This window comes from Dyadobacter beijingensis DSM 21582, assembly GCF_000382205.1.
Lineage (GTDB): Bacteria > Bacteroidota > Bacteroidia > Cytophagales > Spirosomataceae > Dyadobacter > Dyadobacter beijingensis.
In genome coordinates, this window is the sequence record NZ_KB907791.1 from 229,909 (window position 1) to 246,822 (window position 16,914).

Annotated in this window: 12 protein-coding genes; 7 read left to right on the top strand and 5 right to left on the bottom strand. The window is 55.5% G+C overall.

Translation table 11 applies throughout. From position 1 onward, the window contains the following. Nucleotides 1-154: 154 nt before the first annotated feature. Nucleotides 155-895 carry a hypothetical protein gene (locus H144_RS0127205; protein WP_229208008.1) on the top strand — a complete coding sequence of 247 codons (741 nt, stop codon included), beginning with the start codon at nt 155-157 and terminating at the stop codon, nt 893-895. 22 nt (nt 896-917) lie between these two features. Here H144_RS0127205 and H144_RS0127210 read toward each other — a convergent pair whose 3' ends face one another. From H144_RS0127210 to H144_RS0127225, 4 genes are read right to left on the bottom strand one after another with little or no spacing between them, the layout of a single operon-like run. Then, nucleotides 918-1,871 (bottom strand): hypothetical protein, encoded by a 954-nt coding sequence (locus tag H144_RS0127210; RefSeq protein ID WP_019945284.1) that lies wholly within the window; start codon nt 1,869-1,871, stop codon nt 918-920. A gap of 25 nt (nt 1,872-1,896) precedes the next feature. After that, entirely contained in the window at nt 1,897-3,306 is a 1,410-nt protein-coding gene (locus H144_RS0127215) for an MBOAT family O-acyltransferase (RefSeq protein ID WP_019945285.1), read from the bottom strand. 5 nt (nt 3,307-3,311) lie between these two features. Then, nucleotides 3,312-4,520, bottom strand: coding sequence for a cytochrome P450 (locus tag H144_RS0127220; RefSeq protein WP_033403371.1), 1,209 nt, complete (start codon nt 4,518-4,520; stop codon nt 3,312-3,314). A 14-nt stretch (nt 4,521-4,534) separates the two neighbouring features. Next, nucleotides 4,535-4,783 carry an acyl carrier protein gene (locus H144_RS0127225; RefSeq protein WP_019945287.1) on the bottom strand — a complete coding sequence of 83 codons (249 nt, stop codon included), beginning with the start codon at nt 4,781-4,783 and terminating at the stop codon, nt 4,535-4,537. 139 nt (nt 4,784-4,922) lie between these two features. Here H144_RS0127225 and H144_RS0127235 point away from each other — a divergent pair, with 139 nt between their 5' ends. From H144_RS0127235 to H144_RS0127255, 5 genes are all read left to right on the top strand, one after another. Continuing rightward, on the top strand, nt 4,923-5,597 hold the full coding sequence (locus tag H144_RS0127235) for an RNA polymerase sigma factor (RefSeq protein ID WP_229208009.1): 675 nt from the start codon (nt 4,923-4,925) through the stop codon (nt 5,595-5,597). A gap of 71 nt (nt 5,598-5,668) precedes the next feature. Then, nucleotides 5,669-6,838, top strand: coding sequence for a FecR family protein (locus H144_RS0127240; protein WP_019945290.1), 1,170 nt, complete (start codon nt 5,669-5,671; stop codon nt 6,836-6,838). A 209-nt stretch (nt 6,839-7,047) separates the two neighbouring features. After that, entirely contained in the window at nt 7,048-10,584 is a 3,537-nt protein-coding gene (locus H144_RS0127245) for a TonB-dependent receptor (RefSeq protein ID WP_019945291.1), read from the top strand. A gap of 14 nt (nt 10,585-10,598) precedes the next feature. Next, nucleotides 10,599-12,038 (top strand): RagB/SusD family nutrient uptake outer membrane protein, encoded by a 1,440-nt coding sequence (locus H144_RS0127250; RefSeq protein WP_019945292.1) that lies wholly within the window; start codon nt 10,599-10,601, stop codon nt 12,036-12,038. A gap of 18 nt (nt 12,039-12,056) precedes the next feature. After that, nucleotides 12,057-13,277, top strand: coding sequence for a M14 family zinc carboxypeptidase (locus H144_RS0127255; protein WP_019945293.1), 1,221 nt, complete (start codon nt 12,057-12,059; stop codon nt 13,275-13,277). 43 nt (nt 13,278-13,320) lie between these two features. Here H144_RS0127255 and H144_RS0127260 read toward each other — a convergent pair whose 3' ends face one another. Further along, entirely contained in the window at nt 13,321-13,935 is a 615-nt protein-coding gene (locus H144_RS0127260) for an HD domain-containing protein (protein ID WP_026351035.1), read from the bottom strand. Nucleotides 13,936-14,567: 632 nt separating this feature from the next. Between H144_RS0127260 and H144_RS33525 the strand changes: the two genes are divergently transcribed. Beyond that, on the top strand, nt 14,568-16,886 hold the full coding sequence (locus tag H144_RS33525) for a T9SS type A sorting domain-containing protein (RefSeq protein ID WP_084600025.1): 2,319 nt from the start codon (nt 14,568-14,570) through the stop codon (nt 16,884-16,886). The last annotated feature ends 28 nt before the right edge of the window (nt 16,887-16,914 follow it).

A 16,914-nucleotide genomic window follows, 5' to 3' on the forward strand; every position in this document is an offset into this window, starting at 1 on the left:
GAAAGCCTGACGGATTATTGGTATTTCAACAAAAAATCGCAGGGTAATATTTTGTAAGGCATTGGATATGAGTTGGTTGATTATTTGGCACGAATTCTGCGATGGATCGGTCGTATAGTTTCTCACCAAAAACCTTAATCAACTCATGATGAAAATGACTACGCTTACCCTCACAACAGGATTATCTGCCATGATCTTCGGGAGCTCGTTCGCGCAAAAGCCCGGCGAGCAGTATAACAATGCCGACTACAAGCTGAAAGCCGCGGAAGTGGTGTACGAAAGCCGCATCGACGCGCTGGTTTTTGAAGTGACCGTCGAAGGGCAGGCCGGCAAGACCGTTCCGAAGCCCGTCGGCAGCATGAGCGGCGCGCCGGTGCTGGGTTATGTTTTTCCCACGACATTGAAATCCCGGGACGTAGGTTTTTCGGCCACGGAAGGCATCGTGGCCATGGCGCTCACCGCGCACCCGGATATGGACGACACGCCGCTCTGGGACGAGAACGCCGATGGTAAGTACGACAACGACGGCGTGGTATGGCATGCGCATTGGGTGGTGCTCACGAAGGACGAGCGCGTTCCGGGAGGTCTGAGTGTGAAGGAGTTCAAAGCGGGTGACAAGACCGTGGAGCTGCCAAAGACCGCACCGGGCCTCCCGTTTTTCTTCGACAGCCCCGGCTTCAACGTCATCTCGCAAGGGCCCTCGATGCGGGTGGTGGTGCCGTCTTTCCGGGTACACCATCAGCGCGATTTCAAGTTCGACGCCGTAGCGTGCTACATGCAGATGAGCCATTCCGACGGGCACCATAAGGCAGGTTCCGAGCCGATGCTGGGCGTTTACAATGTCTTTGGCGTGCTGTCGGGCAATTTGTCGCTGCCTTACACGGTAAAAAAGTAGGGGTTTGACGGTATGGGGCGGGTCACTTTGCCCGGCTCTGCAAATACCGCGTGTAGATGGCCGCCCCTTTCCGGTTGAGATGGTGCGGGTCGAAAAGGTTTTCAGGCCTGAAAAGCGCGTTGCGCAATGCGTGACCGGGTGGTGGGATCAGGTTAGCCTCCGGTAGAAATGGTGCGACTTGCGACAGGATTTTGTATTCGCCAGCCGTAATGCTGTTGGGATAGTAGAAAACTACTTTGCGGCCCAGCCTGCGTGACTGGTCGACCAGTTTATGGATTTGGGAAATATACCAGGCATTCGGTGCCTGCTTTCCAGCCAGGGCGAACAGGCGATCGGTGGCGCTTTGGTTCGCGATCAGGCGTTCGTTGGTTTTCGAAAGTGACGCGGCCACGGATTGGTGGCCGTTTTGCTGCAAATCGGGCTGGCCTTCGATGGGATCATTGTCGGGGTGGAGGGCTTTTTTGACGGACAAAACCTGCGGGGCGATCGATAACATTTGAAAAAGCGTCGTGTTGAGGCCGTCGAGGAAGCCGGCTGCGTTTTCCTGGAAGCGGGCTCCGGGGCTACCGGCCAACGTTCGGGCACGGAAAATGGCGTCCGGGATTACCTGTTGCGGCGGCAATGCTACCGTGCTGTAATCCAACGCGCTGAGTTCAATGTAGATGGTTTTGACTGCCGGGTTATTAGCGAGCAGGTCTTTCGCGATTTCAATGGAGCTGTACGGGGACAGGCTGAACAGGCCGGCATTGTAGCTGCGCGTTTGTCCTCCATTCAAAGAATCGAACAGGGCAGGTTCGATGCCGTACAGCGTCCGGCTGGTACCGATAAATACGACGTTTGGGTTAAATGCACGGCAAAGCTGCTGCCGGGCGGCAATATCGCGGCGGGGATCGGTGTAAAACTGCGCGACGACGAATGCTGCGGCCATTTTGAAGGCCAGAAGGAGCAGCAGCCATTTTGCAATTTTGATGATCATTGTAGCGGTTTTGATTATCGATTGGTCAGAATTGAATGTAATAAAAGTTGGCTACCGACGGCCTGCCGAACAGCAGTACCAGCTGGACGAGTATAAGAAGCGACAGTGTCCGGTACAGCTTGCTTTTTTTGAGCAAATAGGAAGCAATGTCCTCCTGTTCCCCCATTTTGTAATTGAACAAATCCATCACGAGAAACAGCGCGACCGTCAGCAGGAAGCCGGAGCTAAGCACCGATCCCGCGCCTGACCTCAGTCCGAACATGCTGCCGTAGAGCCGCAATCCGCTATCCAGCCCGGCCGCGCGAAACCAGCCCATGATGAGCGTGCCCGTGAGCAGCCGCACCACCACGCGCGACACGAAATGTGCCTGCGAGCCGGGCGTCAGGCCTAAACGCGGATAGAAATGCTGCCAGAACTGTTTTGTGCGCATTTCGAAATTGATGTAAGCCCATTGCAGCGCGCCCCAGATCACGAACGACCAGCTCGCTCCGTGCCAGAGCCCGGTGATGATGAATGTTACCAGCCGATTGAATTCGAGCCGTTTTTGGTTGGTGACGCCTTTGCTGATATTGAAAAAAACATAATCGCGGAACCATGACGTGACCGTGATATTCCACGCGCTCCATGATTCGGTGCGTGACGGGCTGAAATAGTACCGGTTGGAAAAATTCCGGCTCAGCCTGATCCCGAACATCCGCGCCGAGCCGGTAGCAATGTCGCAATAACCGGAGAAATCGCAGTACAACTGGATCGAAAACAGCAGGATGGCAAGCGTGACGGACACGGGCGTGAACGACTCGGGGCGGTCGAAAACGGGGCTGGTAATGTCTGCAAAACGGGCTGCCAGGACGATTTTTTTGAACAAGCCCCAGACAATGAAGTAGATGCCTGCCTTGATGTTGTCCGCGCTGTAAGGTTTCAGGTCACGCAGCTGCGGCACGAGCTGGCGCGTGCGTTCGAGCGGGCCAGCTAGCAGGGTAGGGAAGAATCCGAGGTAGATCATCAGGTAACCCAGGTGGTTTTCAGGCTTGATATACCGCCGGTACACGTCGTGCAGATAGCCGATGATCAGGAATGTGTAGTACGAAATGCCGATCGGCGCGATCCAGTTGAGCGCCACGAGCGACATGGAGTTATGGACCGGCACCAGGTATTTGAAAAACAGAAGCGGCGACAGGCAAATCACAATAGAGAGCGTAAGCAACGCTTTGCGGTGCTTTTTGGAATAACCCTGATTGCTCAATGCCTTGCCCGCCACGTAACAGATCGATACAAGCACCAGCCAGACGACGAGGTACTTCCCGCTCCAGCTGAGGTTGAATAAAATGCTGGCTGCCAGCAGAAAAATCCATTTTTTGCCATCCGGTACTTTGTAATAGGCCGCGACGGCGAGGGACAGCAAAAGCAAATAGGTAAAATCCGTAAACTTGATCATGCCCCCTATTTTAACAGCACGGGCAAGGTCTTGTAACCCCGGAAAAAGATTTTGGAATCCCATTCGGGCGCCTTGGATGGGTTCAGCCGGATGTCGGGGAAGGCCGCCATGAAGCGGGGCAGGAATTTCTGCAATTCGTAGCGCGACAGCCGGGCGCCCAGGCAATGGTGCATCCCGAAACCAAAGCCGATGTGCGGGTTAGGCTTGCGCGCGGGCATGAACGTGTCGGGATTTTCAAATACGGCCGGGTCGTGGTTCGCGGAGGCCAGGCCCAGGAGGACCGTTTGCCCTTTGCGGAGTTTTAGCCCTTCATATTCCATTTCGCGGGCGACCTGCCGGGGTATCCAGTTTACGGGGCTCACGTGGCGGATCAGCTCTTCCACGGCGATGGCGCATTGGTTGTGCGCCTGCCAGTTGATCACCTTGTCGCAATTCGCGATGAGCGTTGCGATGCTTTTGGTGAGCAAAAGGGTAGTGGTTTCCGTCGCGGCATTGACGAGAAATTCCCAGGTGCCGATCAGCTGCGCGGCCCTGTCGCTGCCCATGATCTCGCGCATTTGGAGCAGCAGGCTGTTGGTCGCTTCGGTCTCGTGGCGGGTAAATGTTTTGGAAAGATAGCTGTGAAAGGTTTTCGACATCGACGCGCATTCGAGCAGCTCGTTGACCGACAGGGTTTTCTCGAAAATGAAGGTGATCACGTACGAGAAATGCTGGATGAAGTCATAATCCGATTTGTCCAGGTCGATGATCCTGCTGATGATCAGAAAGCTGAATTGCCGTGCCATTTCCACCAGGTCCGTCTCTTCTTTTCCGTCGAGTCCGGCGATGATCTCGTTAATGGCACCTAGTGTAATATTCTCGTAGTCAGCCTGATAGAATTTCTGGTTCACAAACCGGCGGTGTTCCGCGTGCTTTTCGCCATTCATGAACAGCAGCCAGTACCGCAGGCTTTCACCGAATTCGAGCAGACCGGGGTCGTTGTCCGACAGGGCCGAAACGACTTTGAACCTCTCCGTAAAATCGAAGTTCCTGAAATTTTCCGAGTCGGACAGGATCTTCCGCACATTGGCATAATCCATCGCCACGAGGTCTCCGAACAAATTGAAGTGCAGCGGATCGGTCTGGCGAATGTCGGCGATCAGCCCGGAATAATTTTGGTTGACCTCTTTACTGGCTGACCAGATCGAAGTGGCAGACATGAGCGGGGTTTGCATGATCGGACGGGCTTTTATGCTTCCTGATTTTCGGCGATCCATTCGCTGGTGGCGGCAATGGTGCGCATTTCCCAGAAAATGGAAGGGCTCAGTTCCATTCCTACATAATCTTCCAGCTCGGTCGTAATGTTGACCAGGATCAGTGAATCGAGGCGGAAGTGGACGATGTCGGCATCGAGCGCGACTTCGGAAGGATCAATTTGAGCGTGATTCGAGATTTTAGCGGTAATCCAATCGGAAATTTCAGTAAGTGATTTGGGCATGAGGGCGTCAGGTAGCTTTTACAGAGGTATAAACCCTCAATATAACAGCAAACTTGCTTCCGGAAAAGCCGCCGGACGCGATAATGTGCTTTTGACACGAAATATGTTAGTAACCGGTGTAACTTTCTACCGGAAATGAATGCTGTGCCCGCCGGCATCGATTTTTACCGGTATATTCGGCAGGCACCGCGCTTTACGAGTTACCGCAGTTATCCAGGCACATTTTACCGTAACACCCATGCACCGGTCGGCATTGATTGATGAAAAAGCGCTTTTGCAGCTCGTGGCCGCGGGCGACGAGCGGGCATTCACGCGGGTGTTCGACCATTATCACCAGCGGTTGGGGATGCACATCTACCGCATAACCCGGTCCGAGCAGGTCGCCGAGGAACTGGTACACGATGTTTTCCTGAAAATATGGCGGAACCGGGAGCTGCTGTCGGAGATTGAAAATTTCTCCGTTTACCTGTTCGTCGTATCCAAAAATGCGGCCCTGAATGCACTGAAAAAGATTGCTGCCGAACGCACCCGCTTCACAGACCTTGAAGATGCCGCCGAAGGAGAACCCGACCAGCCCGACGACTACCGCTACGCATTGATCGACGAGGCGATCGACCGGCTGCCGGCCCAGCAGCGGCAGGTTTATTTGCTCAGCAGGCACCACCGGCTGTCGTACCAGGAAATCGCGGAGCAAATGGGGATTTCGCGGGAGACGGTTAAAAAGTACCTGCAAATTGCCACGGCGTCGATGGTTGCCTACATTGGAAAAAGCGTCAAAATGAGCCCGATACTTGTTTTGAAAATTTTCTTTTAAAAAAATCCTTTTACGTAGCCCCTTTTCGCGGGGCGGCATTGTCCTTCGGGTGAAACAGCATTTCAAAGGCAATGAGCCAGGAGGAACAACAACACTTACGACAGCTTTTCGACCGCTACTATGCCGGCAGCGCCACGCCGGCCGAAGAGGAGGAACTCATGCGGTATGTCCGCGCCGGACATGACGATGGCGCGATCGAGGCCGCTATGAAGCGTAACTGGCTCGAAACGCCGGACGAGGCAACCCTGTTCGATTCCGCGCAGCGTGAAAACATGCTGGGGTCTATCCTCGCGTCCGCACGGGAGCGGAAGCGCTGGCATGTGGGCATATGGGTAAGATATGCGGCCGCGGCTGCCATGCTGGCCCTGGTGGCCGGGTTATGGATCATGCGGAAAAGCGCCAGTGAAAGGCCTGTGGCGGTAGCAAGCGTACAAACCGGAGACGTCGCGCCCGGCGGCAACAAGGCGTTGCTCACCCTGGCCGACGGGCAGGGCATTGAGCTCGACCGCGTCGGCAGCGGGCTGGTGGCGCGCCAGGGAAATACGGAGATCACCAAGCAGGACGACGGCCTCGTTGTGTACAACCACCGCTCATCGGCCGCCGCCGCCGCGGGCTTCAACAAAGTATCGACGCCGAGGGGCGGTCAATATAAAATACAGTTACCGGACGGCAGCAAGGTATGGCTCAACGCGTCTTCGTCGATCCGGTTTCCATCGGTTTTTTCGGGCAATGAGCGGCCCGTCGAGATTACGGGCGAGGCGTATTTCGAAGTGACGAAAGATCCTTCCCGGCCATTCAGGGTACGTTTCAACGGCTCGGTAGTGCAAGTACTGGGCACGAGCTTCAATGTGATGGCCTATGCCGAAGAGCGGGTGTCGAAAACGACGCTGGTGGAAGGCTCCGTGTCCGTGCGGAACGGGCAGGGACAGGCCATGCTGCGGCCGGGCCAGCAAGCCGCATTGTTGCCCGGCGGCCGTATTGAAACGGCTTTCAAGCCCGTCGAGGAAGCCGTGGCCTGGAAGGAGGGGATGTTTTATTTCAAAAATGCAGGTGTAAAAGAGGTCATGCGGCAGCTGTCACGCTGGTATGACGTGGAAGTTACCTATCGGGGCGAGGTGCCGGTGCGGCAATTTACGGGCCGGGTATCCCGCCATGTGAACCTTTCGGAAATCGTGGGAATGCTGCGGTACGCCGGGGTGAATTGCAGCCTGGAAGGCGGTACCGTCGTCGTAGAACCCTAGCTAACGTATATCGTACAGCGTTTAACCCTGAACTAAATCAACTCTCAACCATAAACTCTCAAAGCCTATGCTGACCGGGCCGTATGTTCCGACCTGAAACCGTAGTGCCAAAAACAAAAGGGAAAATGCGCTAACATTTTCCCCGTAGTTCAGGCGCAACCGGGCTTCTCTGAAAAGTCATTTTGCCATTCCTAAACTTTAACAAAGTTATGAAAATTAACCTTTTGCCCCGCTTTCCGGCGGGCAGCAGGGCGTATATTGTCGCCCAAACACTGATTATTATGACCAGGATCGCGCTTTTGCTCATCATAACCCTGTCACATGTGACGGCGGACGGGTTTAGTCAAAAGATTTCCTTTCATGCCAGAAACGTCCCGCTGCCAACCGCCCTTCGCAACATCGAGCAGCAGACGGGATACTTGTTCCTGTACGACGAGCTGGACTTGCCTGCTTCGAAAAAAGTGTCTGTAAAGCTCAAAAACGCCTCGATCGACGAACTTTTGCAGGAAGTTTTCCGGGATATGCCGCTTTCCTACAAAATTTTCCAGCGGAATATCGTATTGAAAAAAATAGTGAAAACTCCGGTGCCCGAAACCGCATTGCCGGCGCGCCTGCCCGACACGCAGCCCGCCATCCGGCTCAACCAACGGAGCATCGATCCGCTGCCCGTCAGCACCGACCGCATTGTGCGCGGCCGCGTGACGGATGAAAACGGCGGCCCGTTTCCCGGTGTGAGCATTATCGTGAAGAACACCCAAACCGGTACGGCGACCGACGCTGACGGAGAGTTCCGGCTCACCATTCCCGACGGGCCGGCAGGCGAGCTCGTGATCGTCGCGAGTTTTGTCGGGTATAAGAACCAGGAAATTCCCGTGGGAAGCCAGGCGGAGCTAAATTTCGGCATGACGGTGGATACCAAGGCACTGAACGACGTGGTCGTGGTCGGCTACGGAACCCAGAAGCAGAGCAGCATCACTGGTTCGGTGGCCTCATTGCCTATGAAAAATGTCGCCAGCCAGCCGCTCACGAGCCTCGACCAGGCCCTGGGCGGGCAGATCGCCGGCGTGAACGTGGCGCAGACGAAAGGCGCGCCGGGCGGGGGCGTGTCGGTACGCGTACGCGGCACGGGTTCGATAGGCGCGGGCAACGAGCCTTTGTACGTGATCGACGGCTTCCCCGTATCCAGCGATTTCAACAGCAATTTCAACCCGCTTTCGTCCATTAACCCCAACGATATCGAATCCATTGAAATACTCAAAGATGCCTCGGCGGCAGCCATTTACGGTTCGCGGGGCAGCAATGGGGTAGTGCTGGTGACGACGAAGCACGGCAAATCGGGCAAATCGGTGGTGCAGCTGGATACATATTATGGTTTCCAGCAGGTGGCCAACAAGATCGATATGCTCGACGCGCGGGAATATGCCGAATACAATATGGAGGCGCGCAACAATGCCTGGGTGGACCGGGGCGGCAATGCCAGCGACCCCAACAGCGCACGGCCGGCCGCATTGCAGATCCCCGAAATGTTCATGAACGCGCAGTCGCTGGGCAAAGGTACCGACTGGCAGGACGAGGTGTTCCGCACGGCAGCCATTCAGAACCACCAGCTGTCGGTTTCCGGCGGGAACGATAAAACGACCTTTTTCATTTCCGGGGCCTATTTCAAACAGGACGGGATTGTGATGAAAACCGGTTTCGAGCGCTATTCGGCCCGGGTGAACCTCGACCACCATCTTACCAGACACGTCAGTGTGGGCATGAACCTGTCGCCATCGTTTGCGACGAGCCGCATTCTGCCTGTGGAAGACCAGGTATTTACGGGCGGAATTCTCGGTTCGGCATTGTCGCTGCCGCCTACCGTGCCTGTTTACAACCCCGACGGCTCGTTTACGACCCTGCTGGGCCCGTCGCCCTACAATATCGGGGTGATCGACAACCCGGTAGCCATTGCGACGAAGATCAGGGACAAACGCACCGTTTTCAGAACATTGGGCAATGTCTATGCGGAAATAAACCTGCTGGCAGGCCTCAAATTCCGCACTTCCTTCGGCCTCGACTACTCCGATGCCCGCGAGAATGCCTACTACCCGTCCGACCTCGGCTGGAACGGCGTGCCCGCCCCCGTGCAGGCGAGGGCCATCGCTTCCACCGGGCGTGACCTTAACTGGCTGAACGAAAACATTCTCACTTATAAAAAGGTATTTAATACCAAACACGAGCTGGACCTCCTGGCCGGTTTCACATCCCAGAAAGCCCACGGCGAATCGGCCGCGCTGAATGCCACCAACTTCCCGACGGACCTCGTGCCGACGCTGAATGCGGGGCAGGTCACGGGCGGCAGTACCAATGTGTCGGAATGGTCGCTGCTGTCGCTGCTGGCGCGTGTCAATTACACCTACTCGGGCAAGTATCTTTTTTCGGCGACAATGCGGCGCGATGGTTCGTCGCGGTTTGGCGCACGCAACAAATGGGGCACGTTCCCGTCGGCTTCCGTAGGCTGGTATGTTTCGGAGGAAGGTTTCATGAAATCGCAGAATGTGGTTTCGGAACTGAAACTGCGGGCGAGCTACGGGCTGGCCGGGAACAACTCGATCGGTAACTATAACCACATCGGGCTGCTTTCCAACCGCCGGTACAGTTTTGGGGCGGGCGCAGGTTCGCTGGCCTACGGGCTGTATCCCAGCTCGATCAGCAACGAGCAGCTGGGCTGGGAAATGATGCACCAGTTCGACATCGGCGTCGATTTCGCGCTGCTCCGCAACCGGCTCAGTTTTACCATTGATTTTTACAATAAAAATACGACCGACCTGCTCCTGAATGTGCCGGTACCTGCCTCTATGGGCTACGAAACAGCCTTGCAAAACATCGGTAAGCTCAATAACCGCGGCTGGGAGTTCAGTGTGAACTCCAAAAACCTGACGGGCGCATTCAAATGGTCGACGGCGTTCAACATTTCTTTTAACCAAAACAAAGTGGTGAAGCTCGGGCCGTCGGGTAATCCAATTATCTCAAAAAGCCCGTCGTTCAGTCCTAATACGCATATTACCAAAATCGGCTCGCCGATCGGCAGCTTCTGGGGGTACGATGCGATCGGCGTGTACCAGTCGCAGGAAGAAGTGGACAACAGTCCGAGGGTGACCGGCAGCACCGGCTCGCGCCCGGGCGACCTGAAATTCCGAGATATCGACGGCGACGGCGTCATCACCCCCAGCGACGTAACCATTATCGGCGACAACAGCCCGGATTTCTTTTACGGCATTACCAACAATTTTTCCTACGGCCCGTTCAGCCTGAGCATTCTTGGCGACGGCGTGCAGGGCATCCAGCTCCTGAACGGCTCGCGGCGCAACATCGGCCTCGTGAACGGCAGTTACAGCCGCAAAGACGTGCTTGGCCGCTGGCAATCGCCCACGCAGCCGGGCGACGGCCGCACGCCGCGCGCGAACGTATCGCCCACGGGAGGCAATGTGAGCTACGTATCCAGCCTGCTGGTGGAGAATGCGTCGTTTTTCAGGATCAGGAATGTCAATTTGAGGTACAACCTGCCCGAAAGACTGGCGAAATCGGCCTACCTGCAAAATGCGGCCGTGACGCTCTCGGTGCAGAATGCATTGACATTTACGCCTTACCGCGGCTACAACCCCGAACAAAGCCTGAACGGCAGCAGCTCCCTTACGCCCGGCGTCGATTTCAACGGCTACCCGCTGGCCCGCACATTCACCCTTGGACTTAACCTGACATTCTAACCCGACCTGAACCCATGAAACTCCATCACATTATCCTCGGCTCCATTTGCATGCTGGCCACGGGCTGCTCGGGGTTCCTCGACCTGGCGCCTGTGGACGCGACGAACGTCAGGAATTTTTACCGGAACGCCTCCGACATGCAGGCGGCCGTGACCGCGGCTTACGGCATGCTCGCCAACAACGGCGAGTACGGCTATGCCTATTATAATGTATCCGAAGTGCGTTCGGACAACACGATGAACTGGGAGGGCGGCGGCAACCTGCCCGATGCCGAGCTCGACCAGTTCAAAATGGCTTCCACGAACGAGATCATCCGCATTATGTGGGTGGATACCTACCGCGGCATCCTCGCCGCCAACACCGTGCTCGACCATATCGGCGGTGCGGAAATGGACGACGCGCTCCGGCAGCGGTTTATCGGCGAGGCGCGTTTCCTGCGTGCATTGCAGTATTTCAACCTTGTCCGGACCTTCGGCGACGTGCCGCTGGTGCTGTCCGAAACCAAATCGGTGGACGAAGGATACAGCCAGCCGCGCATGCCTGCGGCGGAGGTCTACGCGCAGATCATCGCCGACCTCACCGACGCCGAACAGAAGCTGCCGGCATCGTATGCGGGCAATGACATCGGCCGGGCCACGCGCGGTGCGGCGAACGCATTGCTCGGCAAAGTATACCTGACTACCGGCGATTTCGCCAAAGCGCAGGCCAAGCTGAATGAAGTGATCGTCGCCGGTACGTACAAGCTGCTCGACGACTACGCGGCCCTCTGGCCGGTAGCGAATGCCAACAACCAGGAATCGCTTTTTGAAGTACAATTCAAAAAAGGCGGTACGGGCACCGGCAGCAGTTTTTACAACAATTTCGCACCGCGCAACTCGGGTAGCTCGGTGATTAAAATCGGGTTTGCGGGAGGCCGCAACCTTCCCACCGCCGATCTCATTGCCGCCTACGAGCCCGGCGATTATCGCAAAAATGTATCGCTGGCATTGGGCTACACCGATAACACCACTGGCAAATACGTGGCCGATCCCTACACGCTGAAATTCCAGGATACGCCTTTTGCCGAAGGCGACGCCGACAATAACTGGCCGGTACTTCGCTACGCGGACGTGCTGCTGATGTACGCGGAAGCCGCTAATGCAGTAAATGGCCCCGGGGCGGAGGCTTATGACGCTATCAACGCCGTTCGGAAGCGTGCAAAACTGGCGGCATTGCCCGCAGGTTTATCGAAAGCGGCATTTGCGCTGGCAGTCGAGCACGAGCGGCAGGTGGAGCTGGCCTTTGAAGGGCACCGCTGGTTCGATCTCGTGCGCACGGGGCGTGAAGTGGCGGTGATGAATGCGCATTTCAAAGGGCCCGTGGTGCAGGCATTCAACGCCGTTTTTCCAATCCCGCAAACGCAGATCGATATTAATCCGGCGGGCATCAGGCAGAATCCGGGATACAATTTTTAATGATTGAATAACTGAAATATGAAACTTACAACATTTCTGGTACTTGCGCTCGTCGGCGTTTTGGCGGGACGGGTTGCAGTTGCATCTGCTGCGGCCGATACGGTGGCTACGCCGAAGATTTTCATCCATACCGGCTTCGAAAATGCTTCGCCGATGAACTGGCGCATCGATTCGGCCGGGCGGGTGATCGGGTCGATGGTATACGACCATGAGCGTTTTTCACCGAACCGTGCCGTGAACCACTACCATTTCAGGGTGGAGGCAGCCAGGGGCACGGAGGTGACCATTATCCTGGAAAATTTTGACAATATCTGGAACGGCCGGTTGGCGAGCGACCTGTCGGAGAAGTCGCGGTATGTCGTTTCATTTGATCACAAGAAATGGGAGAGCCGCCCGGTGGTGCCGCTGCCGGGGCGCCGGGTGTTTATCCAGTTCAAAATGGAAGCGCCTTTCGCCTACGTCGCCAGCGTGGAGCCCTACCGGATCAGCGACCTGGATAAGATGCTTGCCAGGATCAAACAGAGCAAGATCGCCAGCGTGACTACCATCGGTAAAACTTCCGAGGGCCGCTCGCTGGAAATCGTCCGCATCGGCAACGAAAACGCACCGAAGCGCCTTTTCCTGCGTGCACGGGCGCACGCCTTCGAGGCGGGCGGGAACTGGACGGTGGAGGGGCTGGTACAAAAGCTGCTCAGCAACGACGAGGACGCCCGGCGTTATCTCAAAACCTATTGCGTGTACATCCTCCCGATGGCTAATAAGGACGGTGTGGCGCACGGGAAAACGCGGTTCAATGCCAATGGCTACGATCTGAACCGCAAGTGGGACAAGCCGGCCGACTCCCTGATAGCCCCCGAAAATTACTACCTGGAACAATGGCTGCACCGGATGATCAAAGACCGTAAAAAGCCCGATCTGGCGCTCGACATCCACAACGACGCCGGCGGTAACCTGCACATCAGCCGCCCCGACGGCGATATCAGCGCCTACCTGTCGGACATGGAAAAGCTGGATATGCTGCTGCGAAAGCATACCTGGTTCACCGAAGGCTCCACCAAGCCCAGCTTCCGTAATCCGGGGACGCTGGGAGAGGGGTTGATGGAGCGGTTCGGCGTTCATGCCGCCGTGTATGAGCTGAATTACGAATGGATCGCGGGGTTAAAGAAGGCCCCGCTGGCAGAAGACTGGCTGTCGCTTGGCAAGAACCTGGGCGAGGTGTTTTACAACTACTTTAAATAAGTTTTACCGCCGCCGGATAAGTCATACCGCATCATGCGTGTTGCTAGACGGTTTTGTCCGGCGGCGTTTCTTTCCGCAGGATTCCCTTCTCGACGCTTTCGTTCAGCAGGTTCTCGGCATAGGCCCAAATGGCGGCCGAGCCGTGTTTAATGGCGCTCTTTTTGGCGTAAACCTGTTCGTATTTCACATCGAACTCCGCCCAGGTACCGCCGTTATTGGAGCTGTTTTGCAGCAAAGGTTCGAACCGGTCCATCGCCCGCGCGAACCTGGCCTCGTCCGTAATGCCTTCTTCAAACTCTTCCCAGACGGCGATGAAGTCCTCCGCCTGCGCCTGCGGCAGCATGCCGAAGATGCGTTTGGCGGCGAGTAGTTCCTCGTCGGTGTTCGTGTGGTTCTTCACGGTGTCGTAAATGAACGTATCGCCTGCGTCGATCTCGACCAGGTCGTGGATCAGTACCATTTTCACTACTTTAAGCATGTCGACCGGCTTGTCGGAATGGCCGGCGAGCACGAGCGCCATCATGGCCAGATGCCAGCTGTGTTCGGCGTCGTTTTCGTGCCGGTCGCTGTTGATCAGCTTCGTGCGGCGCTGAATATATTTCAGCTTGTCAATCTCCTTGATGAAAGCTACCTGCTTTAATAAATCGTCTGTGTCCATGGTGTTCCGGTCTGAAATTGAATTGGAGTGCTGGAAACCGGGCTTTGTGTTCGCATCGCCGCGGTCCCTTTTCGCCGCGAAATTACGGCGTAGGAGCAACCAATCCTATTTGAATGGACGGAAGTTCCGCGATGGCCCGTCAGGCGCCCGTCACGTTCGCTACCATGGATGCATAATAATCGGCACAATGCAGACAGGTGTTACGCCGGCCACCATGCCAGGTATTCTCGCTGACAGCCTGCCGGATTAGTAACTGATTTTCGAAAATATTACAGTCGGAGGGGATTTTTAAAAAAATAAACGGTCATCTCATGCCAGACGTCAACGATTATCTAAGTTTGTCTACGAATTATTTCTAAATATTAGTAGCAAATAATAAATTTCTTGTAGTAACTTTCGAATTGATTATCAGTATATTTTGACAAAATGTCGCTTGTTTATTCGAAATAGTATCTTGTTTCCGCACCCGTCTTCATACCGCAATGGTCATCTGACCTGCCTTCCATCCATTTTTAACTGCATAGCTTTTGTAAACGACATCTACATGCCGGCTTACGGGGATATGGTATGCACACTTGTAAAGCCTGATAACGCTTTGGATTTGAATTGGTTACTCACTAAACATCGTTCGTATGCGAAAACAATTGCCATTCATTAAGGCTGGCGGAAGAAATTCTATGCCCGTCTGCAAAATTCTTTTACTACTCATTTTTCTCAACGCGGCCGGTTTTTCCCGGAAAGCGTTTGCGCAGGACCAGCAGCGCTATCTGGGCGTCAGCCTTGTAAATGAAGGAACCTGGAACAGCTTGAAACTCATCGAGCAGGCCCATGCCGTGGGCTGTAACGCGGTGTTCCTGAGTATTCAATGGGGCATGATCGACGGGTACATTTCCCGGGCGTTGAAGCAGCAGTACGGCCAGGATTACAATGTGTGGCAGATGTACGACGACCAGATTGCCAAAGCCCGCTCGCTGGGTATGAAGGTCGGGATTAACGTCGCGATCAGTACCGGGGATAATGTAACACACAGTTATTCAGACCGGTATGGGATTAACACGGGTGACGGATGGCTGAAAGAAGAACGGATACTGAACGTGGGTTTCGACGGCTCTGAGGCTGTTTTCCAGAAGTACGGGGGTAAGATTTTCGGGGTGGACGTCCAGTTTGTCATGACCTCGCTCGCCGCCCAATCGACCCGCGACAGGGTGGTCGATTTTACCAACAAGGTTTTACAGCGTTACGGTCACCTGCAAGACACCGGCGAGCTGCTGTACATCGACCTCATTTACACCCGACAGGGCGAGGCTGAATTCGAAGTCGGGACGGACAAATTTCATTTTGACCAGCCTACCAACCTCCGCGACAACAATAGTATGTCGGATTACTCGCAGCCGATGGTGAAAGGGTACCGGGCGTGGCTTGCCAATAAATATGAAAAAATCCAGGCGCTCAATTTCGTATGGGGGACTAGCTACAAGTATTTCAGCCAGATCAACCCGAAACGGCCTTCGGAAACGATGTTCTTGCAGCCCGACGGCTCGGATTGGTATCTCTACCGGACGCAGGTGTTGAAGGAAGTGAATAATATCTTCAAAAACACCGTCAAGGCAGCCGATAGCCGGATTAAGGTCATCGCGCACCACGGCTCGGTGTATGATAAATTGTCTTTGGGGCGGACAACGTTCGCATTCAACGACGTCGCTGCCGAGCTGGACGGGATCAAGATCAACGACGATAACCATTACGACCACCGTTTTGCGATCGACCTGCTGCGCAGCAACCTGCCGGGGAAATTGTACATTAACGAGGCCGCCTACAATTCGAACTTCGGGATTGGAAGTTTTGTCTCGTATGCCACCGAAAGCTACCAGCACGGCGCGCAAATGGTAAGCTGTATGTTCTTTGAAAACCTGCTGAGCGCGGGCGGCGGGCCGGCCATTCAGCAGTTGGCCAATACGTGGGTGAACCAGCCGGTAACGACTCCGACACCGTCCAACCAGGATAGTTTTACCTTGTCAAACATTATCCAGCAGCGGGGCTGCATTACCAACCGGAACAGCTACGGCGACGATTGCGACGCCTACAAGACCTGGATGGCTGCGCGTAACTCAGCGGGCGGGGTTCCGGTTAATATATTGATTAACAACGACCTGCAAAAGGATTGCCAGATCGGGCTGACGGGGTCGTCGAACATCCGCGACCCACGTACCGGTACCAAAATCAACCTTTCTTCCACCTGCGAAGGCAATTGCGACGGGCTGAGCTACCGGTGGGAGCTGAACGGCAATGTGATCGGTACGACAGCCAACCTCACCGACGTGCCGGTACCTTCCCAGACCGGGACGTATACCTATTCCGTAACGGCGGGCCAAAACGGCTGCGCCAAAACATCCGAAGTGGTGATTACCGCCACGGACGTGCTGCCCGTGACGCTGATCGGCTTTCAGGCGGCGGCCCGGGAAAGCGACGTGGCGCTCAGCTGGTCTACGGCCGAGGAAGCGAATTCGAGCCATTTCGAGATCCAGCGCAGCGCCAACGGCGACCAGTGGGGCGTTATCGGCACCGTGAAGGCGGCGAATACCAGCCAGGTGAAAAACGATTACAGTGCCGTCGACGCGGCGCCGTTCAATGGTAACAACCTCTACCGGCTGCGCATGGTGGATGTGGATAGCACATTCAGTTACAGCAAAATACAGCGCGTGATCTTCGACAATCCGCAGCGGCTTTCTTTTTATCCCAATCCCGTGGCGGACCAACTGCGACTGAGCGCGGCGATGCTTAAAACGGCAGCATCCGTGGAACTGATCGACCGAAACGGACAGACGGTGCTCGAAACGTCCAAATTATCGCCGGGCATCAGCGTGGGGCACTTGCGTGCGGGCGTCTATGTGCTGAAAATCACGGGCCGCGACGGCATTGTCACGAGCAGGCAGGTAGCGATAGGCAAATAAGCAGAAGGCCCGGTGAATGTTTGTTCAC